Source organism: Bradyrhizobium sp. WSM1253, assembly GCF_000244935.1.
Classification (GTDB): Bacteria; Pseudomonadota; Alphaproteobacteria; order Rhizobiales; family Xanthobacteraceae; genus Bradyrhizobium; species Bradyrhizobium canariense.
Window position 1 is genome coordinate 5410385 of record NZ_JH600073.1, and the last position, 23904, is coordinate 5434288.

A 23904-nucleotide genomic window follows, 5' to 3' on the forward strand; every position below is an offset into this window, starting at 1 on the left:
CCGGGCTCGCCCTTCGGGCGCCCCGGAATGACCGCGGGAGCTTACAACTCCACCACCACGTAGTCGCTCTCCACGCTGACCGGAATCGTCTCGGCGACATACGGCCCCTTCACCACGCTCGCACCCGGCTCGACATGAGCCGGGTAGGCCTTCACGCGGAAGCGGCGGGGGTCGCAGTAGGACTGGCCGGTACGGATGTCGAACTCCCAGCCATGCCAGGGGCAGCGAATGATCTCGCCGAGCTTGGTATATTCGATCTCGCCCGGATCCTTCGATTGCGCGAGCCCGATCAAGGGTCCCTCGCACAGCGCCGCGCCCTGATGCGGGCAGCGGTTCATCAGGCCGAAATATTCACCCTTGATGTTGAAGATTGCGATCGGCCGTCCGTCGATCTCCAGAAATTTTCGCGTGCCGGGCGGAAGCTCATCGACCGCGGCAATCACATGCCGCGCCATCAAGCGATCCCGTACAGCTTCTTCGCATTGCCGAGATAGAACGCCTCGCGGTTGTCGTCACTGACGCCCGCGGGCAACACGCGCGACGGCTCGTCGTAATCCCAGTGCGGATAGTCGGTGGCGAACAGGAGCCGGTCCCAGCCGATCCACTTGATGACGTCGAACAGGTCCTCGCGCCGCTCCGGATCCTCCATCGGCTGCGTCGTCCACCACACCTGCTCGCGGATATATTCCGACGGCGGCCGTTTGACATGCGGCACCTCGCTCCGCAGCCGCTGCCAGACTTTGTCGAGCCGCCACGCCAGCGACGGCGCCCAGCCGAAGCCGGCCTCGATCATCACCATCTTCAATTTCGGGAAGCGCTCGAACACGCCCTCCAGTACCAGGCTCGCAAGCGCCGATTGCTGGCACTGCGAGTGGCCGACCATCTCCTCGATGTAATAGGAAGGCCAGCCCGACGGCGTGATCGGGTTGCCGCCGAAGCCGAAGGCGTGGACGCCGACGGGAAGGCCGGCCTCTTCCGCGGCCTGATAGATCGGCCAGTAGCGGCGCTGGCCGAGCGGCTCGACATTGCGGCTGAGCAGCAGCACCTGGACGAAATTGTTGTCGCCGGCGCGCTCGCGGATTTCCGCGGCGGCCGACAGGCCGTCCTCATTGCCGACGACGATGGACGCCTTCAGCCGCTTGTCCTTGCTGGTCCATTTGTCGATCTGCCAGTCGTTGATCGCCGAGCACAAGGCGGCCGAGAGCTCGTGGTTGCGGATGCCCTGCCCGGTGTTGAGCGGATTGAGCACGCCGAGCTGCACGTTGTGGGGATCGAGCAGCTGCTTCTGCATGAAGGACAGCGAGGAGCCCTGCGGCCCGCCTTCCGGCGGATAGGCGTCGCGGCGCGAGGCGTTGGGTTGGGCCTTCGGATAGGGCGGACCTTCCATCATGCCCTGATAGGCATGGACGCCGTAGACTTCGAGATGATGCTGCCAGCGTTTGGCGAGGTAAGGATAGAGTTCGGCGCGGGTCGCGCGTGCCGGATGGATGTCGCAGTCCGCGATTGCGGTTTTGACGGTCAGTGGGGAAGCGGCTTCGGAGCTTTCGCGGAACTGAATATTCATCGCCTTGCCTCCTTTGGCAGCGGCTAAGTCAGGCGGGGATAGGTCGCATGCGGATTATCGATCATGATCTTGCGCACGAGATCGGGGGTGAGACCTGCGGGCAGCGCCTCCTGGCCGTCGAACTGCCAGTGCGGATAGTCGGTGGAGAATACGACCAATTCGTCCGACTGCATATGATCAAACAGGCGAATTAATGTCGTCTCGTCCGGCGGCGCATCGAATGGCTGTAACGAGAAGCGGATGTTGCTGCGCACAATGTCCAGCGGCGCGCGATCGACCCATGGCGTCTCCATCCGCACCCCACGCCAGAACTTGTGCAGGCGCCACAGAAATGGGGAGATCCAGGACACGCCAGATTCCAGCATCACCATCTTCAGTCGCGGATATTTGGCGAACACGCCCTCGACGATCAGGCTGGTGAGCTGGGTCTGGAACGCCTGGGCCTGACCGGCATAATCCTCGATGTGGTAGGAACCCCAGCCCACGGCGGTCGGCGGATTGTGATAGGCGGAACCGGCATGAATGCCGATCGGTAATTCCAGCCGTTCTGCCGCCTCATAGATCGGCCAGAGCGCGCGCTTTCCGAGCGGCGTATCGCCCATCACCAGCATCAGCACCTGCACGAAGCGGCGATCCGCCGCACAGCGCTCGATCTCGGCGACGGCCTTCTCGACGCTTTGGGTGGGGATCACGATCGAGCCGCGCAGCCGCGGGTCGCGATCGAGCCATTCCTTCACGAGCCAGTCGTTCAGTGCGCGGCAGAAGGCGGCCTGCAGATCCTCGGAAAACACCATCTGCACGCCATAGAGCGGATTGCAGATGGCATGCGAGAGCTGAAAGGGATCGAGCACATGGCGCTGCATGTCCGCAAGGCTCTCGCCCGGCTTGCCGCTTTCGGGGCGCCAGTCGGGCCGCGCCGTGATCGGCGAGTTCTGCGGGTAGGATTGCGAGATGAGATCGACCATGCCGCGCGTCGTCACCTGATCGCGCCAATAGTCGTTCAGGTACGGCAGCAGGCTGGTCAGATGCGGCACGGCCGGATGCACATCGCAATCCACCCCGCCGGCGATCAGGGACGCCATGACGTGTCCTTCACGTTTCCTCGTCGCGTCTTCTCGCGGGCGGCGCTTGGCCGCTCCGCCTCTTGACTGCCATTCAAGCAGGCCTGCCCGTTGGCTGCAACTCGGCCAAGGCCGCTGTCATATGCTAGAAAGGCCGAGCTCGGTTGCGAAGGCATAAGGGGTCAAGGAATGAAAGAGCTCGTCGGCGTTGCGGAACAGGTCGCAGCGAAACTGATAGCGCGCAAACAGACAATTGCCGTGGCGGAATCCTCGACCGGCGGCCTGATCTCGGCCAGCCTGCTCGCGGTGCCCGGCGCGTCCGCCTATTTCCTCGGCGGCGCCGTGGTCTACACCCGCGATGCCAGGCGCGTGCTGATGGATATTTCGGACGAAGGAATGAAGGGCTTTCGTTCCTCGTCGGAGCCCTACGCGCAGCTGCTGGCCGAGCGGATGCGCAGCCGCTTAAACTGCGACTGGGGCCTGTCCGAGACCGGCGCGTCCGGTCCCACCGGCAATCGCTACGGCGATGCGGCGGGCCACAGCTGCATGGCGGTCGCCGGGCCCGCGATCGAGGTGATGACGCTGGAGACGGGCAGCAACGACCGCTTGGCCAATATGCAGATGTTTGCGGCGACAGCGCTGAAATTGCTGCTGAAGAATCTGGAGCAGTGACCTGGCGCGCCGTCGCAACGACGAACGCATCAATCGTCGAACATCTTCGGCGGCACGAACCCGCCGAACTCGAGTTCGATCAGCTCGGCGAGCTTGAGCGGCGTCCGGTCCTCGAGGAAGGGCCCGATGATCTGCACGCCGACCGGCAGCCCGTCCTTCGACAGGCCGAGTGGAACAGCCGTTGCCGGCAGGCCCGTCAGCGTGGCAATGCCGGGCCACGCAAGCTGGTCCGGATAGGCGTGGTCCTTGCCGTCGATATTGATCCGGCGCTTTTCCTGCTCCGGCGAATGATCATGCGGATAGGCCGGCGTGGGCATGATCGGACAGATCACCGCATCGAATGTCCTGAACAGGTGTCGCCATTGCGCGCGTAGGCCGGCGCGGGCGCCTTCGTCGAATACCCAGGCCTGATGCGTGCTGGTGATACCACGCAGCCGTTCGGCAGCGAGGCTCTTGTCGTCGGGCGAGAGCTGCGCTGCACCGGCACGCGCGCCCGCGAGATCGTCCGGCGGAAGGAAGGCGCCGAGGAAGCTCATCAGCATGCGCATGTAGAGGCGAGAGGCATCGGTGAAGTCGGGAAACAGAGGGCTTTCCCGCGTGATGCTTGCACCTGCGCCCGCCAATTGTTTCGCCAGCTTCTCGATCGTGCTGCGAATATCGGCATTCGCAGGCAGCAGCGGATGGCTGTCGATCACCAGCACGCGGAAATCCTTCAGCGCGCGGTGTCGCGCCTCCGGCAGCGCGAGCTTGTATCCGATGCCCAGGTCCAACGGATCGGGGCCTGCCATCACGTCCAGGAGCAGGGGCAGGTCGACTGCGCTCCGCGCCATCGGACCGATCACCGCCATGTCGCGCTCCATCGGGATGGCCGGAAAGGGCGGCGGCGTGTGGCCGCGCGTTGGACAGAGATTGTAGGTCGGCTTGTGCGCATAGACCCCGCAGTGGAAGGCGGGCACGCGCAGCGAGCCGCCGATGTCGGACCCGAGCGAGAGTGGTCCGTAGCCTGCCGCCAGCGCCGCAGACGAGCCGCCCGACGAGCCACCCGGCGTGCGGCCGAGATCGAATGGATTGTTCGTCGTGCCGTAGATCTCGTTGTAGCTCTGCCAATCAGCTAACCCCACGGGCACGTTGGTTTTGCCGAGGATAACGCCACCGGCCTCCTTCACCCGGGCGATCGACAGCGCGTCGTCCGCCGGCTTGAAATCTTTCTGCGGCGTCCAGCCCCAGCTCGTGGGCAGGCCGGCGATGTTGAAGGATTCCTTGATCGTCATCGGCAGGCCGAGCAGCGGCTTGCGCTCGCCGCGCGCCAATGCGGCGTCCGCCTCGCGTGCGGCGTCCAGCGCGCGATCAAAATCCCGCACGCAGATCGCATTGACCTTGCCGTCGTGCCGTTCGATGCGATCGATCGCATCGCGGGTGAGCTCGACCGCGGAAACCTTCTTGGCGGTCAACGCGGCCGACAGTTCGACCGCGCTCTTGAAGCTCCATTCGGATTTGGCCATGGCGCATCTCCTGTTCTTCTTGTCGAACGATGATGCGCAGTTTGGCCCAGCACCGCAACCGCCGTTTGATCGCGATTGACATGTGAGCAAGACGGAACGCGGTGAGCCAAGCACCCACTCGCAGTCATCGCCCGGCTTGACCGGGCGATCCAGTATTCCACCGGCGCCGATCGGACGCGGAGAGGTCGCGGCGTACTGGATGCCCCGGTCAAGCCGGGGCATGACAACGTCCTACGCGGCGCCGATCAAGATCCCCACCGCCAGCACGATCGCGCCGCCGAGCACGATCTGGAACACGGCCTGGAGGAACGGCGTGTCCATGTAGCGCGCGCGGATGAAGGCGATCGCCCACAATTCGAAGAACACGACAATTCCGGCAATTCCGGTCGCGATCCAGAATGCGTTGGCCCAGCTATCGGGCACGAGATAGGGCAGGGTGTGCCCAAGGCCGCCGAGCGTCGTCATCAAGCCGCAGGTGAGACCGCGCAGCCAGGGCGAACCACGTCCGGTTAGCGAGCCGTCGTCGGACAGCGCTTCCGCAAAACCCATGCTGATGCCGGCACCGATCGAGGCGGCGAGGCCGACCAGAAATGTTTGCCAATTCTGATGCGTGGCGAAGGCAGCCGCAAACAGCGGCGCCAGCGTCGAAACCGAGCCGTCCATCAGGCCGGCGAGACCTGGCTGCACATATTGCAGCACGAACATGCGCCGGTTGGTGCGGTCTTCCTCGGCGCGCACGTCTGAACTCAGGATCTGGTCCGTTAGCTTCGCCGCCACCTCTTCGTGGCCTTTCTCGGCTTCGGCCAGATCGCCGAGCAGGCGGCGCGCGCCGACATCTTGCGCCTGTTCAGCGGCCTTCACGTAAAAGCGCTCGGCCTGCAATTCCATTGTCTCGACTTCCCTGCGGATGGTGTCGAGCGGCAGGTTTTTGGTGAGCCAGACCGGACGGCGGCGCAGGAAGCCTTTGACATCCTCGCGGCGGATCGGGGGCAAATGCGGACCGAAGCGCTGCTCGTACATTTCCAGCAGCATGTGGCGATGGCCGCGCTCTTCCTCGGCCATCTGCTCGAAGATCTTGGCGGAGTCCGGATAGCGCTCCTTCAGGTCTTCGGCGAAGCTCATGTAGATGCGGCTGTCCTCCTCCTCGGAGGAGATCGCGACCGCAAGCACCTCGCGTTCGGTCAGATCGGCAAAATTCTTCACGGCGGCCCTGTCTGATTAGTTTAGAACAATTCTAAACTATATAGGGCGCTTGGGTTCCCGGGTCAAACCACGCCGCGGCTCTTTGCTAGGAAATCGAGTAGCAGTCGGCTTACCTCGGCCGGCTGCTCCTGCTGCACCCAGTGACCGGCGCCGTCGACGAGGTGGCAGCCGAGCAGCTTCGTGCAGGCCCGCGCCTGCATGGCCTCGAACACGCCGGGACGCTGGTAGGTGCCCCAATCCTGCTTGCCCGAGATGAAGCAGGAGGGGACGTCGATGGTGCGGCCGGCTAGCAACTGGAGCTGGTTGTTGAACGCACCCGATGTGCCGCAGCGATACCATTGCAGGCCGCCCTGGAATCCAGTGCGGCCATATTCGGCGCTGTAGTAGCCGAGCTCGCGGTCGGGCAGCCATTGATTGGCGGCGATCGCGGACGGCGATGGCATCTCCTTTGCGACCGTCTCGGCCATGGTCTCGTTCAGGTCCATCACATAATAGGTCGGCAGCTTCGCAAGCTCATTCGCCGACCAGGACTTCAGCGGATATGGCTTGTTGTCGGTCCAGTCCGCGCTCTTATGGTGATAGTAGGCCCGCAGGAAATCATGCACGCCCTGCGCCGCGCGGTGCATGTCGGCATTGGCCGGGCGTGTCGCATAGTACCACTGATAATGCTTGCGTGGACGCGGCAAGGCGGCGAGCTCGCGATGCACGGGGTCTTCGGACGGTGGCTTTGCCGGCGCGTCGATCGTGTTGAACGGCAGCGGCGGCGCTCCGCCGAACGGCGCGCTCATCATCGTCACCGAACGGAACACGTCGGGCCGCATCAGCGCGCACCAGGCCGCGACTGGGCTGCCGAAATCATGTCCGACCACATCGACTTGCCTGTACCCGAACGCCGACACCAGCCCGAGCGCATCCCGCACCAGGTTGAAGAGCGAAAACGGCGCGAGGTCGCCGTCATACTCCGCACTCCATCCCGTCGTCCGGCCATAGCCGCGCTGGTCCGGGGCGATCACGTGATAGCCGGCCGCGCTGAGCGCCGGCATCACCTTGCGCCAGGAGAAGGCGAGCTCGGGAAAGCCGTGCAGCAGCAGGATGCAGGGCCGCCCCTTGGTCTCGAAGCCTGCCTCCAGCACATGCAGGCGCAAGCCGTTGATATCGTCGACATAGCGTGAGCGGATGCCGGCGGGGAGAGGGATCTCGGGGAGGTTGGTCATTGCTTTCTCCACACGGGTGGAATCGTAGGGTGGGCAAAGGCGCGCTTCGCGCGCCGTGCCCACCATCATTCTATAACGCGTTTGGCATGGTGGGCACGCTTCGCCTTGCCCACCCTACGGGATCTCGGCTAGATCACACCGCCGCGCAGACGAAGCCGCTGCCCTTGCGCCGGATCTTTCCTACCGACGGCGAGGGGAAATGCGCGGTGCAGCACAGCGTGTCGGTGTCGCAATAGCGTTCCAGGAAGCTGCGGCGCGTCGTTGCCGCCTTGGCCTGATCGAGGTCGAATTTCACCGACATCTCCGGATAGAGCGTCTGGATCGGCGAGTGCATGAGGTCGCCGGAGAACACGGCGTCGTCCTTGCCGTGTCCCATCGTGATGGCGATATGGCCCGGCGTGTGGCCCGGCGTCGGCAGAATACGAACGTGATCGCCGATCTGGTGATCGTTGCCGACAAGCTCGTGGCGTTTGGCCTCGACCACCGGCAGCACGCTGTCCACGAACGGCGGCACCTCCGCCTTCGCATTCTGCTCGGTCCAATGATCGAATTCCTGCTTGGCGAAGACGTAGCGCGCTTTCGGGAAGGTCGGCACCCAGCGGCCGTTCTCCAGCCGCGTGTTCCAGCCGACGTGATCGACATGCAGATGCGTGCACATCACGAAGTCGATGTCGTCAGGCGAGAATCCGGCAGCGTTGAGTCCGCGCAGATAGGTGTCGTCGGTCTTCATGTTCCATTTCGGACGCTGCGGCCGCGGCTTGTCGTTGCCGATGCAGCTGTCGACCAGAATGGTGTGGTGCGGCGTCTTGATCACATAGGACTGGAAGCACAGCATCAACGTGTCGCTGTCATCCAGGGCTTTCGCCTGCCTCATCCACGCCCGGTTCTCAGCCAGCAGCTCCGGTGTCAGCCCCGGCAACATCTCCAGCGCCGGCACGAACGAGGTTTCCTGCTCGACGACGCGATGGATGGTGAGGTCGCCAACCGCGTATTTCAGGCTCATGCTCGCTTCCTTGCACTCAGCGTGCGTCACGCACGGATGGAATGACGATGTTGGAGAGGACGTCGATCGCGGCCAGCCCTTCCTTCGGCTGGCCGTATTGGGCAGCGGTGGTCATCATGACGAGATCAAGCTCGGGCACGATGAAAATGCGTTGTCCGCCCCAGCCGAAGGCGCCAACCCATTTGATTTCCCTCCCGCCGGCCAGCGAGCGGCCCATCCACCATTGATAGCCGTAGAACAGCGTGCCGCCGAAATAGCCGATCGCCTGGAAGCGCGGTGCGATCGATTGTGCAATCCAATCGGCCGAGACGATTTGTTGGCCGTTCCACTGGCCGCGATCGAGCACGAGCTGGCCGAGCTTGGCGGCATCTCGCGGACGCAAGCGCAGGCCGGCGGCCGCCGCGATCTTGCCGTTCTTCGGGTAGGCCTTCCACGCGAAATCGGCGATCCCGAGCCGCTGGAACAGCGCCTCGCGCGCAAACGTCTCCAGCGGCTTGCCCGAGACGCGTTCAAGGATATTGCCGAGCAGTTCAGTCCCGCCGCCATTATAGGTCCAGAGCACATCCGGCGGCGCGGCGACCGGCCTTCCGAGCACATAATCAATCGGATCGGCTTCAAAGGTGAGATGCGGCTCGTCGTTGTTCGGATCGGTCCATGCCCGCGCCTCGTCCCATTTCATTCCCGAGGACATCGTCAGCAGATGGCGCAGCGTGATGGCCTCCCAGCCCGCCTGCTTCACCGCCTGATGGTCGGGGAAGAATTTGAGCACAGGTTCGTCGACGCCTTCGATCAGCTTGCGATCGATCGCGATACCGATGAGCAGCGAAACGACACTCTTCGATGCCGAACGCATGTCGTGCTTCGTCGTCGCGGTGAATTCGTGCTGGCCTTCCGGCTGTCCCCAGGGTTGATCGTAGCCGGCGAAGTATTGCTCGAAGACGAGCTTGCCGTGGCGCGCGACGACAACCGAATGAACCGAAGTCGCGCGTTGTTCGAGTCGTGCGGCGATCCCGCAAAGTTTTGCGCCGTCCATGCCGACGCTGTCGGGCGACGCAGTCGTCCAGCCGTCGTCGGTTGACGATGGCGGCTCGCAGGCGAGGTTTCGCTGTCCAGGCACCATGCCGTCGGCTTGCACGGAAGTGGTTGAGACGGTCAACGCGAGCATGAGGCTCGCGCCGAGAATGCTGAGGCGGGGGAAGCGATCGCGCATCATCCTTCTCCCGCAGTCGCGATACTACGCCGCCGGCGGCACCGAGATCTTCACGGAGGGCCGCTCCAGCATCTTCTGGTGGAACGCGTCGAGCTTCGGATAGGCCTTGCGCCAGCCGCAATCGGCAAAGCGGAAGTCGGCATAGCCGAGCACGCAGACGAGGCCGATCTGCGAGATGTCGAAGGGGCCGTTCAGCACCTCGGGCATGTTCTCGAAGCGCGCCATTCCGGTCCAGGCCCGGTTCCAATGGTCGTCCGACCACGCCTGCCATTGCAGGCCCTGCGGCCGCACCATCTTCTCGTAGCGGCACAGCAGCATGGAATCGAGCATGCCGTTGATCAGGGCATGATTGGTCTTGGCCTTCCAGCGGCGCGGACCGTAGTCCGGGATCAGGCTGCCGCCGGCCATCTCGTTGAGATATTCGACGATGACGTACGAGTCCAAAATAACGTCGCCGTCATTGGTGATCAGGACCGGTAGCTTCTTCAGCGGCGTGATCTTCGAATAGTCCTCGTTGGCCGTGCCGGGCGCGACGGCTGCCGGCGTGAACTCGATCTTGTCGATCAGCCCGAGCTCGATCGCGGCGATGCGCACCTTGCGGGCGAAGGGCGAGGCGGGGGAGAAGGTGAGCTTCATGGCGAGTATCCAAAAAATGAAAGTTTTAGTTCGTCATTGCGAGGAGCGAAGCGACGAAGCAATCCAGGCTGTCTCCGCCGGACGATCTCTGGATTGCTTCGCTTCGCTCGCAATGACGGCGTGGCGACAGTGATGATCGCGGCTTACGCCGCGACGATCTCCTGGCGCTGCTCGCCGAGGCCCTCGATGCCGAGCGTGATGACGTCGCCGACATTGAGGAAGGTCGGCGGCTTCATGCCGAGGCCGACGCCGGGCGGGGTGCCCGTCGTGATGATGTCGCCCGGCAGCAGCGTCATGAACTGCGAGACATAGGAGATGCACTTGGCCATCGAGAAGATCATGGTCTTGGTCGAGCCGGTCTGGCGGCGCTGGCCGTTGACGTCGAGCCACATCGGCAGGTTCTGCACGTCCTTGATCTCGTCCTTGGTGGCGAGCCAGGGGCCGAGCGGGCCGAACGTGTCGTGCGACTTGCCCTTGGTCCACTGACCCAGGCGCTCGATCTGGAAGGCGCGCTCGGAGACGTCGTTGCAGACGCAGTAACCGGCGACGTGGTTGAGCGCGTCGGCTTCAGAGACGTATTTTGCGCGCGTGCCGATGATCGCGGCGATCTCGACCTCCCAGTCGAGCTTGGTCGAGCCGCGCGGCTTCTCGACGGCGTCGTTCGGGCCGGACAGCGAGGTGTTGGCCTTCATGAAAATGATCGGCTCGCTCGGGATCTCCGCGCCGGTCTCCTTGGCGTGGTCGCTGTAGTTGAGGCCGATCGCGACGAATTTCGACATGCCGGTGACGGGGGCGCCGAACCGCGGCTTGCCGGAGACGGCGGGCAGCGAGGCCGGATCGAGCGCCGCCAGCTTCTTCAGGCTCTCGGGCGAATAGGCCTCGCCGGTCAGGTCCTTCACATGCGCCGAAAGGTCGCGCAACTGGCCGGATTTGTCGATCAGGCCGGGCTTTTCCGCACCCTTCTCGCCATAACGAACAAGCTTCATTCTCGTTTCTCCCTGGACTGGACCGATCGGTTGAACAGCTTCATGGAACAGGGCGGCGGGAAATTCAACCGCTCAAAGAGGGGCGCATTGCAGCCCTCTCAATTCGGGAGGTTCGTCCGGGGCACGAGACTAGGCCAGCGCCTCGAACCTGAATGCGTCCCCGTCCCGCTTGATGTGCCCGGCCGAAAAATGCCCGCCGATCACCAGCGTCGGGGTGTCGGCAAACCGGCCGAACAATTCGCGCCGCGTCGCGGCAGATTGGCTTTGGTCGGAATCCGCGGTCGAGGACCAGCCGAGATGCGCCATCTGACAGGGATGATGGGCAACGTCGCCCGTCAGCAGTCCCTGCTCGCCGTCCGACTGGATCAGAATGCTCATATGCCCGGGGCTGTGGCCGGGGGTCGGGATCATGCTGATCTCCTCGCTGAGCCGGTGGTCGCTCGCGACCAACTCGGCCCGGCCGGCATCGACGATCGGCTTCACGGAATCGCCAAACACGGCCTGCTTGTCCGGCTCGGTGGAATGGTCGCGCCAATGCTCGTACTCGGTCTTGCCGAAGACATAGCGCGCGTTGGGGAAGGTCGGCACCCATTTGCCGTCGACCCATTTCGTGTTCCAGCCGACATGATCGACATGAAGATGCGTGCACAGCACGGTATCGATGCTGTCAGGGGGAAAGCCCGCCGCAATCATCGTCTCCAGGAACGGCGTGGTGCGATTGTTCCAGGTCGGGACGTTGCGGCCCTGCTTGTCGTTGCCAAGCCCGGTATCGACAACGATGCGGCGCGTCGGCGTCTCCACCACCAGCGAATGGATTGACATTTTCAGCCGGCCCTCTTCGGTGGCGAAATGCGGGATCAGCCAGGGCAGCTTCTGGATTTCTGCATTGCTCGCCAAGGGCAGAATGAAGCGGGTCGAGCCGACCGTCTCCAATTCCACGACCTCAGTGATTTTGACCCTGCCGACCTTCCACTGCATCCGGCGCATCCTCATGTTCTTGCTTTGGCGGGGAACATGCGCAGTTTCGCTGTCAGGCGCAATGGATCATCTGACGCGGTGCGGCGTTATCGCGGGAACCCAGGGAAAGACAAAGGGCCAGCCATGCCAGAGCTTGCGATTTCCGCGGAGAAGGTCGCCTTCATCATCGAAAAGGCGCGTGAATTCGACGTCAAGCAGGCGGATTCCGATCCGGATTCCGGCTCGAATGCGACTGATGACGATGCGGTCGACGTCCTCGAGGATGACGGCTCCGATCCCGTCGTCAACGAACTCGGAAGTTTCATCGTGGCCTTGAACGAGGACGAGCAGATCGATCTCGTCACACTGACCTGGCTCGGCCGCGGCGACGGCACGATCGACGATTGGGACGATTTGCGCGCACGCGCGGTGGAGGCGCGCGCCGAGTATCGCAGTCCCCGGCGCGAAACGGCGCATTATCTGCTGGGTGAGCCGATGCTGGGCGATCTGCTCGCCGACGGGCTCGACGAATTCGGCGTCGACTGGACCGACGGAAACCCAGTCGCCGATTCATCCAGTCCGAGCCAGCGGGACGAAGACGAGCCCACCAAGCAACAGCGGTGATTCCGGCCGATATCAGCGCGCGCAGTCGACGACCACGGTGCCGAGCTTGTCGCCTTTCTCGACGGCGATATGGGCCTGCGCCGTCTCCGACAGCGCAAACTGCGCCGCGACATTGTGGATTCGCGGTCCCGCCGCCAGCCATTTCGAGATGTCGGCCTGCGCCGCCGCAAGCAGCGCCGGCGGCAGCGCGAACAAGACGAGCGAGCGGAGCGTGATGCACTTTTCCATCAACTCGCGTATCGGCACGGTCGGCGTGCGGTTGCCATTCGTGGCGTAGACCGCGATGGTCGAATTCATGGCCATCAACTTCAGCGTCGTCGCAATGTTGCCGCCGAAATCGACATCGACCAAGTGGTCGACCCCGCGTCCGCCGGTGAAGGCCATCGCCTTGGCAACGACATCTTCGTCCCTGTAATTGACCACGAGATCGGCACCGGCTTGTCGCGCCTGCTCGCCCTTCATCGCCGAGCTGACGGTCGCGATCACCTGCGCGCCGCCCCATTTCGCGAGTTGCACGGCGTAATGCCCGACGGCACCCGCGCCGCCGGTGACCAGCACGGTCTTGCCGACGATCGGCCCGTCCGCAAACAGGGAGCACCACGCCGTCATTGCGGGAATGCCCAGCGTCGCGCCTTCCGCAAAAGAGAGATTGTCCGGCAGCGGCGTCACCAGGTGCTCGGCAAGCGCGATATGTTCGGCCGCGGTGCCAAAGGCGCGGCCGTTGCGCTGGCCGTTGAACAGCCAGACCCTGTCGCCGATCTTGAACCCCGTCGCGCCATCGCCGATCTGGTCGATAAAGCCCGCGCCATCGCTGTTCGGAATGACACGCGAAAATTCCTTCGTGCGATAGCTGCCCCCGCGCCGGCCGACATCGGCCGGATTGACGCCGGAGGCTTCCAGGCGAACACGAACTTCGCCTGGACCTGCGACCGGCGTCGCCATCTCACCATAGGTGAGGACGTCCGCCGCCGGTCCTGTCTCCTCGTACCAGACTGCTCTCACAGCGTTCCCGGGAATGCACCGCCATCGAGCAGAAGGTTCTGCCCGGTGATGAAGCCCGCCTTGGCGCCGCACAGGAAGGCGCAGGCGTAGCCGAACTCGTCGGGGTCGCCGAAGCGGCCCGCGGGATTGAGCTTGGCGCGCTCGGCCAGAACCTGGTCCGGCGTGATGCCGCGCTTCTCGGATTCGCCTTTCGCGGTGCTGCGCAGGCGGTCGGTCTCGAACGGGCCCGGCAGCAGGCCGTTGATGGTGACGTTGTTGATCACGGTCTTGCGCGACAGGCCGGCAATGAAGCCGGTGAGGCCGGCGCGCGCTCCGTTGGAGAGACCGAGAATGTCGATCGGCGCCTTCACCGCGGCCGAGGTGATGTTGACGATGCGGCCGAATTTGCGCGTCATCATGCCGTCCACGGTCGATTTGATCAGCTCGATCGGGGTCAGCATGTTGGCGTCGATCGCCTTGATCCAGTCGTCGCGGGTCCAGTTGCGGAAATCGCCGGGCGGCGGTCCGCCGGCATTGTTGATCAGGATATCCGGCTCGGGGCAGGCCTTCAGCACCGCCTCGCGGCCCGCCGGCGTCGTGATGTCGCCGACGATCTCGGTGACGGTCACATCAGGATAGGCCTTGCGGATGTCGTCCGCCGTCTTCTTCAGGGCCTCGGCGCCGCGCGCGGTCAGCGTGACGTGAACGCCGGCCTCGGCCAGCGAGATGGCGCAGGCGCGTCCGAGGCCTTTGCTGGATGCGCAGACGATGGCGCGGCGACCTTTGATCCCAAGATCCACTGTTTCACTCCCGTAATGTCAGCTAGGTTTTTAGAGCCGCTATTCTAGCCAACCTTGGCGCCGCTGATAAGGGATTGGCTCGCATCAAAATGCATGCGCACTTGCGCGGCGATGCAAATGTGCGGGCATCATCAGATGTGCCGCTCCTGCTTGAGACGGTCGATCGCGGAGGCCGCCTCCGGCGGCAGCGACTTGAAGCCCATCCGGCCCACCGTCGAGAACAGCGGCCGCAGGTGCGAACCGGCGAGAAACGGCGGCTCGCGGTTAGCCGGCACGATCTGGTCGAACACCAACACCAGGGTGGTGGCGACGAGGCCGACCCTGATGGCGCCGAGGGCTGCGCCGCCAAGCCGGTCGCCGATGCCGGCCTGCCGTATCGTGTCGCTCAGCGCCAGCCGGCCGAGATGTCCAAACAGCATGCCGACCACCACGAAGATAACGAAGAACCAGAGCCAGTTCTGCAACAGCGGCGCATTCGGATTGCCCGCGACCTGCGGGACGATCAGCGGCATCAACGCGACGGCGATGGGGGCGGCGAGGAGATAGGCCAGGATCGTCATGGCGCTGCCGAGCAGGCCGGTCCTGAAACCGAAGCCGATCGCGATGACGAACGCCGCATAGACGGCGAGATCGAAACTGTTCATGCGCGGGAGCCTGCCATGGAACGAGTGAACGCAGAACCAATCATTCCGGTTTCAGATCGTTAAAATCGTCTGTACTTTTCCTGGCTCCGACAGCTCAGGAGACACTACCGCATCTCGCCCCTGATCATATCGGCCGCCTTCTCCCCGATCATGATGGTCGCCGCATTGGTGTTGCCGCCGATCAGTGTCGGCATGATCGAGGCGTCGACGACGCGCAGACCCCCGACGCCATGCACCTTCAGCGCCGGATCGACCACGGCCATCGCGTCCTTGCCCATCTTGCAGGTGCCGACGGGGTGATAGACGGTGTCGACACGCGCGCGCAGGATGGCGCGGATGTCGTCGTCCGTTCTCACATCGGACGTGAACATGTCCTTCTTCTGCAACGCGCGCATCGCGGGCGTCTCCATCAGCCGTCGCGTGGTCTTGAAGCCCGCGACCATCGTCTCGAGATCCTCCGCCTCGCCAAGAAAATTCGGATCGATCATCGGCGCTGCCATGGGATCGGCGCTTTTCAGCCAGACGCTGCCACGGCTCTTCGGCCGCAACAGGCAGACGTGGCACGAGAAGCCCGCCTCCTTGTGCTTCTTGCGGCCGTGATCGTCGAGCATCGCGATGATGAAGTGCAGCTGGATGTCGGGCACATCGAGGTCGGCTCGGGTCTTCAGGAAGCCGCCACACTCGGCGAAATTGGTGGTCATCAGGCCGCGCCGCTCCCGGCGGTAGCGCTGAATGGCGCGGAGCAGGGATGGCAGCCGACCGATCGAAGAGTGGACGAAGTGCGGATAGTCGGAGGCGTAGACGAACACGAAATCCGGATGATCCTGCAGATTGCGTCCGACGCCCGGCAAATGATGCGCGACGCCGATGCCGTGCGCGGCAAGCGCCTTGCTATCGCCTACACCCGACAGCATCAGCAATTGCGGTGACTGGAACGCACCGGCGGCGAGGATCACCTCGCGCCGCGCGCGCAGCTGCTTTGTCTGCTTGCCCTGGACATATTCGATGCCGACCGCGCGCCCACCTTCGAACAGGATGCGCGTGGCATGCGCCTGCGTCTCGAGACGCAAATTCGCGCGCTTGTCCAAGTGCGGATTCACATAGGCGCGCGCCGCGCTCCAGCGCTCGCCATTGTGCTGGGTCACCTGGTAGCTGCCGAGCCCTTCGTGGTCCTCTCCGTTGAAGTCCTCGCGGATGCGGAACTGCGCCTCGCGGGCGGCCTGATGGAAGACGTCGTGGATCGGATTGTCGGCGCGCAGTCTGTTGACATGCAGCGGGCCGCCCTTGCCGTGATATTCGCCGTCGAAATCGACGTTGTTCTCCGAGCGCTTGAAATAGGGCAGCACGTCCGCGTACGACCAGCCGGCATTGCCGAGCGAGGCCCAGTGGTCGTAGTCCCATTTGTTGCCGCGGATATAGACCATGGCATTGATCGCCGAGGAGCCGCCGAGCCCCTTGCCGCGCGGTTGATAGCCGATACGACCGTTCAATCCGTTCTGCGGCACGGTGTCGAAGCCCCAGTTCGCGACCTTGTATGGCAAAGCGAGTCCGAACGGCGTGGTGATCCGCCAATTGTCGTTCCGTCCGCCCGCATCGAGCAGCGCCACGGATGTCCCCGCATCCTCCGACAGCCGCCCCGCAACCGCGCATCCGCCAGAGCCCGCGCCCACGACGACGAAATCGAATGTGTTGGTCACTGATGTTTCCCCCTCTTGCATTTTTTTTCTCGTCATTGCGAGCAAAGCGAAGCAATCCAGAATCCCACCGCGGAGACAGTCTGGATTGCTTCGCTGCGCTCGCAATGACGAGCAATTACGACATGAACCGCATCATCTTCTCCAGCCGCGCGATCTTGCCGCCGTAGGGCGGATAGAGGTCGGCGAGCCGGTTGAATTTCGAGCGATAGAACACCGGCTTCAGCTTGCTGAACGTGCGAAAGCCCCATTCACCGTGATAGGCGCCGGTGCCGGACGCGCCGACGCCGCCCATCGGCTGGTTGATTTGCGCGAAGTGGAACAGGCAGTCGTTGATGGTGACGCCGCCGGAGACGGTGCGCGCCAGCACCTCGTCGCGCGCAATGCGATCCTTGCCGAACCAGTACAGCGCCAGCGGCCGGTCGCGGGCGTTGACGAAGGCGATGGCATCGGCCGGTTCGCGATAGCCGAGCACGGGGAGCACCGGGCCGAAAATCTCCTCCTGCATGACCGCCATGTCTGCGGTTGCGCCCACGATCAGCGTCGGCGGGAATTTGCGGTGTGCCTTCCAGTTGGGATCGTCCGCCTTCGCCGGCTGCAGGATCTTTGCGCCGCGACGTGTCGCATCCGCGACGAGATTTTCCAGCCGCGCATAATGCCGGTCGGAGATCATGGAAGTGTAGTCCTTGTTGGCGGGATCGGTGCCGAACATGCGCCGCATCTGCGCGCGGACTTTTTCGGCGAAGGCCTGCTGCGCGCGCTCGGGCACCAGCACATAATCGGGCGCGATGCAGGTCTGCCCGGCATTGAGCAGCTTGCCGTAGGCGATGCGTTCGGCGGCCTCTTCGAGGTCGGCCGAGACGTCGATGATAACAGGCGACTTGCCGCCGAGCTCAAGCGTGACCGGCGTCAGATTGCGCCCCGCGGCTTCAGCGACCAGTCGTCCCACCCGGGTCGAGCCGGTGAACACCAGATGATCGAACGGCAGCGATGCAAAGGCTTTTGCGATCTCGTCCTCGACCCCGGTGACGAGCACTTCCGCAGCGTCGAACCGCGCGGCGACCGTCTCCTTCAGCAGCGCTGAGAAATGGGCGACGTGTTCGCTCGGCTTGATGATGACGCGGTTGCCGGCGGCAAGCGCGCCGATGGCGGGCGCGAGCGTCAGCTGCAGCGGATAATTCCACGGCGCGATGATGCCGACGACGCCGAGCGGCTGCGGCATCAGCCGGTTGCGCGCGGGCAGGAATTGCAGCGCCGTTGAAACGCGCTGCGGCGCCATCCAGCTCTTGAGGTGCTTGCTGGCATGACGGATCTCGGAGAACACCATCATAGTCTCGGCGATATTGGTCTCGACCGCGCAGCGGTGGCCGAAATCCGCCGAGATCGCCTGCCGGAAGCGCTCCTCGTTGTCGGCGACGACAGTGCGCAGCCGTGCCAGCCGGTCGAGCCGCTCGGCAAGGCCAGCCGCCGGCTCGGCCCGCGACCGCGCGACCATGGCATGGAAGGCGTCTTCGAGGGCCCCAAGCGGGGCGGTCACCGGGGGCTGGTCCAAGGCGTGGTCCATGGCGTTCTCCCCCTCGAAGTGGCGTTTCCGCCTGGTTTTGTTGCCGCAAGCTGGCCCCTTGTGGAACTTCTGGCAAGGGCGGGCCAAACAGGCCGCAAATTCGTCCACCGCGCTGTCATAAAGTCGAAAAAAACGTCCCCGCAGCCCTTTCCAAAGCCACCCCGGGTTGGTACATACCGCCCGCACCCAACGGGCTTTGCCCGCGGTTGCCTTCCAAGGAAGCCTTTGGGACGGACGAAGCAAGCCACGCGAACAGCGCCGGCCCTTCATTCACCGTCCCCGGCACTTTCACGAAGGCAAAGCAACGGTTAACGCGGGGTGGAGCAGCCCGGTAGCTCGTCAGGCTCATAACCTGAAGGTCATAGGTTCAAATCCTATCCCCGCAACCAAGTTCGGACCTTACCGGTCCCGATCCGAAAATGGCCCGCATCACGCGGGCCATTTTTGTTTTGGGGCGTCCTCGATCGTGCATGTCCTGCTTAGCTGAGCTTGGGTTCGTTCGGACCGTGCCGAAGCGCGTCCCGTCGCCGTCGGTGGAGGTGTCAAGCGTAAGAGCGATCCGTCCAGAGCATGCCGTCCGGGAAGGAACCCGGGATGGCGCCCGGCGTCAACACGAGTCACCGGTCCGGTGCTCGCTTGTTGGCTTGCCGTCGTTCGGAAGGAGAGGGCCAATGCAGTTCGAGGATTTCGACGCCGCCGATGTTCAGGCGGACGAGGCCCGGATCTTCATTCGTCGAGCCGGTTCGGGGCCGGCCGTTCTCCTGTTGCACGGATTTCCGCAGACGCATCTGATGTGGCGCGACGTTGCGCCGTTGCTCGCGCAGAACTTCACCGTGGTCTGCGCCGATCTTCGCGGATATGGCCGCAGCGATTGTCCTCCTTCCAGTCCGGACCATGCGCCATATGCAAAACGAGCGATGGCAAATGACATGGTGTCCGTCATGACGAAGCTCGGTTTCGACCGTTTCTCGGTCGCGGGCCATGATCGCGGCGGCCGTGTCGCCTATCGGCTCGCGCTTGATCACCGTGAACGTGTGCAGCGGCTTGCCGTCCTGGACGTCGTTCCGATCGCCGACGCCTGGGAGCGCGCCGACAAGGACCTGACGGTCGGCTATTGGCCGTGGTCATTGCTTGCGCAACCTGAACCTCTTCCCGAGCGGCTATTGTCGGCAGCCCCCGACGCCGTCGTCGACAATGCGCTGCATGGCTGGGGGTCTTCAGCCGGCAGTTTCAGTCCGGCGGTCAGGGCAGCCTATATCGAAGCGTTGAGCGATGAGGCGCATGTTCATGCGATCTGCGAGGAATATCGTGCGGCCGCGACACTCGATCACGCGCACGATCTGGCGGACCGTCGTTCCGGCCGCCGAATTGACTGCCCTGTGCGCGTGCTCTGGAGCGGTCGCGGCCCCCTGAACGCGTGGTATGCGAGCGAGGGCGGCCCCTTGGGGCTCTGGCGGGCGTGGGCAGATGACGTCGACGGAAAGCCGCTTGATGGCGGGCACTTCTTCCCGGAGGAGCTTCCGCAGCAGACTGCGTACGAGCTGAACCGGTTTTTCGGCGGCGGTGGATAGGATCAGCGGCTTGGCCGTGCTGCTTCCTTCGACAGCGCGGTCTTGGCGAGCGCGAGGGCCGTTCTTGGGGCGGGCGGCGATCAGAAGCAAACATTACGCCCGCGCCAGTCGCGCGGGCGTAATGCGTTTTGCGTGCTATCCGAAGATCAGGGTCTGTGCGGACACACCATCGTCAGATAGAGCAGCGTCGGCGCCTTGTCGTCGCCATCGCGATACTCCCACTCCAGCCGAATCTCATGCCGGTGCGCATAGGCGTCGCTCGCCTTGTGCGTGACGATCTTCGTCTTCATCGGGATCGGCGGCTCGGAGTTGAAGCACTTCCGGACGCAAGCATCGAGCAGATCGCATCGCGTCAAGGGGATGACGCCCGGCTCGTCTTTGGACAACGGGATCGTGTTGGGCTGGGTGCTGAGGTCGACGCGAGCCCGGCCCTTTTCCTTGTGCCAGTACGCCCCGCTCCCGGCGGGCCATTTGTCCGCCGGCGTCAGGATCAGGTGATACTGCCCGTATTCCAGGGTCGGCAAGTGGATGTCCGGGGACGCCTTGAGGATGTCCACGCTCCGCTGCATGTTTTCCAGCGGAAAATAATTGTCGTTCATCAAATCTTTGAATGGCTCTTCGCTATATACTCTCGCGCCCATTGTCTTTCCTCCAAATCTGGCGTCGCCGGGCGCAATATTTGGCTGTCCGGCAACACCGACCCACCCAATAGCCCGCCTTGCGCGGAATGAAGTTACCACCCAGCAGCGTACCCCGTCCATCCAAGGACCCTTCGTCAAGTGCGGTCTGTCGATTGTGTGCCGGTGTGCTGATTGCTTGGCAGCCGTCATCGAGTAGTCTTACATTCGTTGCTCGCGGCCTCTTGCACGAGCCAGGCCGCAACCGCTCGAAGGCGCTGGAATGCACTGCTTCACATGCCAGTCTACAATCACCCCAGGCGACAGCTGGTGCGCCAAATGCGGGGCGGCCGTGCGTCACCGCGTCGAACCGGATAGCGAGCGGCGGTTTGTGACGATCCTTCGTGCGGATGTCATCGATTCCACCGGTCTTGTTGCCGAATTGGAGCCGGAGGAAGCGGTCTCTCGCTTGGAGCCCGCACTGGCTGCCATGAGGGGCGCGGTGCGTCAGTTCGGAGGCATCGTCAGCAAGGAGCTTGGCGACGGAGTGGCAGCGGTGTTTGGTGCCCCGATCGCCGATGACAACCATGCCCCGCTGGCGTGCCATGCGGCCATCGAGCTCGTCCGGCGGGTTGCAGGCCTGGGGGATGCCGGGCTTCAGGTCAGGATCGGCCTGCATTCCGGACACGTCGTCGCCTATATGGTCGCCAGCGAATTCTCCAAAGTCTACGAGATCGGCGGCGCCGCCCAACATCTGGCCGCGCGGCTGGAAGCGGCGGCAGAAGCCAACCAGATCTACGTGTCGGAAGCTTGCCAGCAACTCGCGGACGGGCACGTCCGCTTCGATTTTCTGGGCCGCAAGGCATTGCGTGGCTTCGCGGAGCCCCTGCCGGTCTACCGGGTCATGGGCGCGAGCGATCTTTCGAGCTGGAGAGTGCGGCGGGCACGCAGTATTTCCCGATTCGTCGATCGAACTGTCGAGCGCGCCTTGTTGAGACGCACGGCGGAGAATGCTGGGGCGAGCCGACAGACCGTTCTTCTGCTGGGGGACGCTGGCATAGGAAAGTCACGACTCGCGCACGAATTTGCCCAGGACCTGAAGGCCGCGGGTTGGCGCCTGATCGATGCGGAGTGCAGCCCGAATTTGCAGGGAGCACCATTCAGCACGCTCAAACGCGTGCTGCTTTCGATTTTTGAGACGACGGCAAAGGAAATTGGCAACGCACGCGACTCTCGGTCCGATTTGCCGGTGATCGAACAATGCGCTGTCGAAGCTGTGCTGGACCTTCCGATCTCGCATCCGCAGTGGGATGAACTGGAGCCTCACGCGCGAGGACGTGCAATTTCCGACGCGAGCTGCGCCATTGTCGGGAGTGTAGCGCGTCACCAACGCACAGTACTCCTGATCGAGGACCTGCATTGGATCGATCGAGCCAGCGATACTGTGGTGGCTGCTCTGTCGTCACTACAGGCCGCCGGTCTTCTTGTGCTCCTTACAAGCAGGCCGGACGGCATGCCATTCTGGGTCGCGCGCTGCCAGGCCGAAGTCGTTGCGATGCGCCCATTGGACGATGATTCCAGTCGGGACATGCTGGGCGACATGCTCGGGTCATCGGACAATGCCGATCTGAAAGACCGGATCATTTCTCATACGGCCAACGTCCCACTCTTTATCGAAGAGGTTTGTCGTGGCCTCAAGGACAACGGCACGCTTCGGGGCCAGTGGGGCGACCTCGCTTTGGTCCGTCCGATCGACGAGCTTGGAATTCCCACGAGTATCCAAGGGGTCATTGCTGCGCGGCTTGATCGCGTGTCGAGGCCGGAACGCCAAATCTTGCAGATCGCGGCTACTCTGGGGCGACGATCCAGCGAAGCCATATTGCGGAGCGTCGCGGCGCTCCCCGAAGACGTTTTCCAGACCGCCGTGGCGGCTCTTGATCGAGTCGAACTGCTGGTCAGGATCGATAGCGAATTGGAGAGCGTTCTTGAGTTTCGGCACGACATGGTCCGGCAAGTGACCTACGAATCGATGGTCGAAAAAGTGCGTGAAAGCATTCATTCGCGCATTCTAGCGGCGCTAGAGTCTGACGAACGAAAATCCAGCGATTCTGACGAGCTTTGTTATCATGCGACTCGTGCAAAGGATTGGGACAGGTCCTTTCTCCACGGCCGGGCGGCAGCGCAAAAGTGCCTGGCTCGTTCTGCGTTTTCAGATGCTGCCACCTACTTCGAAACCGCGATGAAGTCGTTGGATATGATGCCGACGAGCCCTTCGCGTGAAGCTCGCGCGATAGATATTCGTATCGAGGCACGCTCGGCTTTCATGGCGTCTGGACTGGTGGCCGAATGGTTTGAGCTTGGAAGAGAAGCGGAACGGCGGGCTAATGTTATAGATGATACCGCAAGAAAGATCGCCGCCATGACCGTCAGAGCGGCCGCCCAGAACTTTTACGGTACGCCGATCGAGGCGGTTGCAACCGGTGAACAGATCGTCAGCCTTGCGGAGCACGGGGGAGATCTCGGATGGCTCAACGTTGCGCTGTATGGCTTGGGTCAGGCCTATTTCCTCGCCGGACGCTACCGGGAAGCAGAGCAGACGGTCGCAAGAGCCTGCTATCGACTGGAGGGGCCAAATGCCGACGCCCCCAAGAGCACCATGCCTAAATATGTGCTCCTGCTCTGCTGCATGATGAAAAGCTTCACCCACACCGTCATGGGTGAGTTCGACGCCGCCGAGCAGCTCCAGCAGCAGGCCGCCGCGATCGCGGAGGAGACCGGCCGCCCCTACGACCGCGTCGCGGCTGCCTATAGCGGCGGCTGGCTGATGCTCGGGCGCGGCGAGCCGGCGGCGGCTGCGGCCATTCTCGAAGACGGTTTTGTCCTGGCGCAGAAGCACGGCATCCGGCTGTTCGTGCCGGTGCTCGCCTGCCATCTCGGCATGGCCTATCTGGAGCAGGGGCTGTTCGACCGGGCGCGCGGGATGCTGACGGAAGCGCGTGAGGAGGCGAAGGCGGTCGGCTATACCTCGGCGGTGCTGCGCAGCTCGATTTACCTGGCGCTCGCCACCCACCGTCTCGGCGACGTCCAGGCGGCGCAGAACATGCTGCGCGAGGCGCGCAACACCGCGCGGCAACAGGGGTTCTCCGGGCTGGAGGCGGAGGCCCTGTTCGGCGAGGCCGTGGTGACGCCGCCGTCGGATGCGGAGGCCAAGGCGGCGATCCTTAGCGCCCTGCGCGCGACCATCGCGATCGCCGCCGAGAGCGGCGCGCTGCCGCTGCGGCACAAGGCTGAGGCGATGCTCAACGAGATGCAGGCGACCGATGACGAGCTCAGCTGACGGCAGCGGCGGCCGGGGCCGCCGTCACGGCCGAAATCTGCCCGACGTGTCAAATAAATTCAGC

General features: G+C 63.7%; 21 protein-coding genes and 1 tRNA gene. 5 read left to right on the forward strand and 17 right to left on the reverse strand.

The window, feature by feature from the left end:
- Positions 1–41: 41 nt before the first annotated feature.
- The 3 genes from BRA1253DRAFT_RS26920 to BRA1253DRAFT_RS26930 are packed head-to-tail and all read right to left on the reverse strand — an operon-like array spanning position 42 to position 2646.
- A complete protein-coding gene (locus BRA1253DRAFT_RS26920) occupies positions 42–455 on the reverse strand; it encodes a Rieske (2Fe-2S) protein (RefSeq protein WP_007599578.1) in 414 nt (137 codons plus the stop codon).
- Positions 455–1564, reverse strand: a complete 1110-nt coding sequence (locus BRA1253DRAFT_RS26925; protein ID WP_007599580.1) for an amidohydrolase family protein — start codon at positions 1562–1564, stop codon at positions 455–457. Before BRA1253DRAFT_RS26925 ends, BRA1253DRAFT_RS26920 begins: the two co-directional genes overlap by 1 nt.
- A 23-nt stretch (positions 1565–1587) precedes the next feature.
- Positions 1588–2646 carry an amidohydrolase family protein gene (locus tag BRA1253DRAFT_RS26930; protein ID WP_007599583.1) on the reverse strand — a complete coding sequence of 353 codons (1059 nt, stop codon included), beginning with the start codon at positions 2644–2646 and terminating at the stop codon, positions 1588–1590.
- 168 nt (positions 2647–2814) lie between these two features.
- Here BRA1253DRAFT_RS26930 and BRA1253DRAFT_RS26935 point away from each other — a divergent pair, with 168 nt between their 5' ends.
- On the forward strand, positions 2815–3297 hold the full coding sequence (locus BRA1253DRAFT_RS26935) for a CinA family protein (protein ID WP_007599585.1): 483 nt from the start codon (positions 2815–2817) through the stop codon (positions 3295–3297).
- 29 nt (positions 3298–3326) lie between these two features.
- Here BRA1253DRAFT_RS26935 and BRA1253DRAFT_RS26940 read toward each other — a convergent pair whose 3' ends face one another.
- The 8 genes from BRA1253DRAFT_RS26940 to BRA1253DRAFT_RS26975 form a co-directional block, all read right to left on the reverse strand.
- A complete protein-coding gene (locus BRA1253DRAFT_RS26940; RefSeq protein ID WP_007599586.1) occupies positions 3327–4799 on the reverse strand; it encodes an amidase in 1473 nt (490 codons plus the stop codon).
- 231 nt (positions 4800–5030) lie between these two features.
- Positions 5031–6002, reverse strand: a complete 972-nt coding sequence (mbfA, locus tag BRA1253DRAFT_RS26945; protein WP_007599587.1) for an iron exporter MbfA — start codon at positions 6000–6002, stop codon at positions 5031–5033.
- 62 nt (positions 6003–6064) lie between these two features.
- Positions 6065–7216: an alpha/beta fold hydrolase gene (locus BRA1253DRAFT_RS26950; protein ID WP_007599588.1), complete on the reverse strand. Its 1152-nt coding sequence runs from the start codon at positions 7214–7216 to the stop codon at positions 6065–6067.
- Positions 7217–7349: 133 nt separating this feature from the next.
- Complete coding sequence (locus tag BRA1253DRAFT_RS26955; protein WP_007599589.1) at positions 7350–8219, reverse strand: MBL fold metallo-hydrolase; 870 nt, start codon at positions 8217–8219, stop codon at positions 7350–7352.
- A gap of 16 nt (positions 8220–8235) precedes the next feature.
- A complete protein-coding gene (locus BRA1253DRAFT_RS26960; RefSeq protein ID WP_007599590.1) occupies positions 8236–9429 on the reverse strand; it encodes a serine hydrolase in 1194 nt (397 codons plus the stop codon).
- 24 nt (positions 9430–9453) lie between these two features.
- Complete coding sequence (locus BRA1253DRAFT_RS26965) at positions 9454–10065, reverse strand: glutathione S-transferase family protein (RefSeq protein ID WP_007599593.1); 612 nt, start codon at positions 10063–10065, stop codon at positions 9454–9456.
- 143 nt (positions 10066–10208) lie between these two features.
- Positions 10209–11051 (reverse strand): fumarylacetoacetate hydrolase family protein, encoded by an 843-nt coding sequence (locus tag BRA1253DRAFT_RS26970; protein WP_007599594.1) that lies wholly within the window; start codon positions 11049–11051, stop codon positions 10209–10211.
- Positions 11052–11180: 129 nt separating this feature from the next.
- Positions 11181–12029 (reverse strand): MBL fold metallo-hydrolase, encoded by an 849-nt coding sequence (locus BRA1253DRAFT_RS26975; RefSeq protein ID WP_007599596.1) that lies wholly within the window; start codon positions 12027–12029, stop codon positions 11181–11183.
- A 123-nt stretch (positions 12030–12152) separates the two neighbouring features.
- Between BRA1253DRAFT_RS26975 and BRA1253DRAFT_RS26980 the strand changes: the two genes are divergently transcribed.
- Positions 12153–12632, forward strand: a complete 480-nt coding sequence (locus tag BRA1253DRAFT_RS26980; RefSeq protein WP_007599599.1) for a DUF3775 domain-containing protein — start codon at positions 12153–12155, stop codon at positions 12630–12632.
- A gap of 12 nt (positions 12633–12644) precedes the next feature.
- On the opposite strand, the gene BRA1253DRAFT_RS26985 is transcribed toward BRA1253DRAFT_RS26980, so the two are convergent.
- The 5 genes from BRA1253DRAFT_RS26985 to BRA1253DRAFT_RS27005 form a co-directional block, all read right to left on the reverse strand.
- On the reverse strand, positions 12645–13634 hold the full coding sequence (locus tag BRA1253DRAFT_RS26985) for an NADPH:quinone reductase (protein WP_007599601.1): 990 nt from the start codon (positions 13632–13634) through the stop codon (positions 12645–12647).
- Positions 13631–14413, reverse strand: coding sequence for an SDR family oxidoreductase (locus BRA1253DRAFT_RS26990; protein WP_007599602.1), 783 nt, complete (start codon positions 14411–14413; stop codon positions 13631–13633). The genes BRA1253DRAFT_RS26985 and BRA1253DRAFT_RS26990 overlap by 4 nt, the downstream gene beginning before the upstream one ends.
- A 131-nt stretch (positions 14414–14544) precedes the next feature.
- On the reverse strand, positions 14545–15057 hold the full coding sequence (locus BRA1253DRAFT_RS26995) for a CvpA family protein (protein WP_007599604.1): 513 nt from the start codon (positions 15055–15057) through the stop codon (positions 14545–14547).
- Between the two features lie 104 nt (positions 15058–15161).
- Positions 15162–16754 (reverse strand): GMC family oxidoreductase, encoded by a 1593-nt coding sequence (locus tag BRA1253DRAFT_RS27000; protein WP_007599606.1) that lies wholly within the window; start codon positions 16752–16754, stop codon positions 15162–15164.
- Between the two features lie 115 nt (positions 16755–16869).
- Positions 16870–18315, reverse strand: coding sequence for a coniferyl aldehyde dehydrogenase (locus BRA1253DRAFT_RS27005; protein WP_007599610.1), 1446 nt, complete (start codon positions 18313–18315; stop codon positions 16870–16872).
- A gap of 312 nt (positions 18316–18627) precedes the next feature.
- On the opposite strand from BRA1253DRAFT_RS27005, the gene BRA1253DRAFT_RS27010 reads away from it, so the two are divergent.
- Together BRA1253DRAFT_RS27010 and BRA1253DRAFT_RS27015 are read left to right on the forward strand one after the other, a co-directional pair.
- Positions 18628–18704: transfer RNA gene (locus tag BRA1253DRAFT_RS27010), tRNA-Met, on the forward strand.
- A 282-nt stretch (positions 18705–18986) separates the two neighbouring features.
- The gene (locus BRA1253DRAFT_RS27015; RefSeq protein ID WP_007599612.1) at positions 18987–19886 is read left to right on the forward strand and encodes an alpha/beta fold hydrolase; all 900 of its coding nucleotides are present in this window, start codon (positions 18987–18989) and stop codon (positions 19884–19886) included.
- Positions 19887–20032: 146 nt separating this feature from the next.
- On the opposite strand, the gene BRA1253DRAFT_RS27020 is transcribed toward BRA1253DRAFT_RS27015, so the two are convergent.
- Positions 20033–20527: a hypothetical protein gene (locus tag BRA1253DRAFT_RS27020; RefSeq protein WP_007599614.1), complete on the reverse strand. Its 495-nt coding sequence runs from the start codon at positions 20525–20527 to the stop codon at positions 20033–20035.
- 259 nt (positions 20528–20786) lie between these two features.
- Here BRA1253DRAFT_RS27020 and BRA1253DRAFT_RS27025 point away from each other — a divergent pair, with 259 nt between their 5' ends.
- Positions 20787–23840: an AAA family ATPase gene (locus tag BRA1253DRAFT_RS27025; RefSeq protein WP_007599616.1), complete on the forward strand. Its 3054-nt coding sequence runs from the start codon at positions 20787–20789 to the stop codon at positions 23838–23840.
- The last annotated feature ends 64 nt before the right edge of the window (positions 23841–23904 follow it).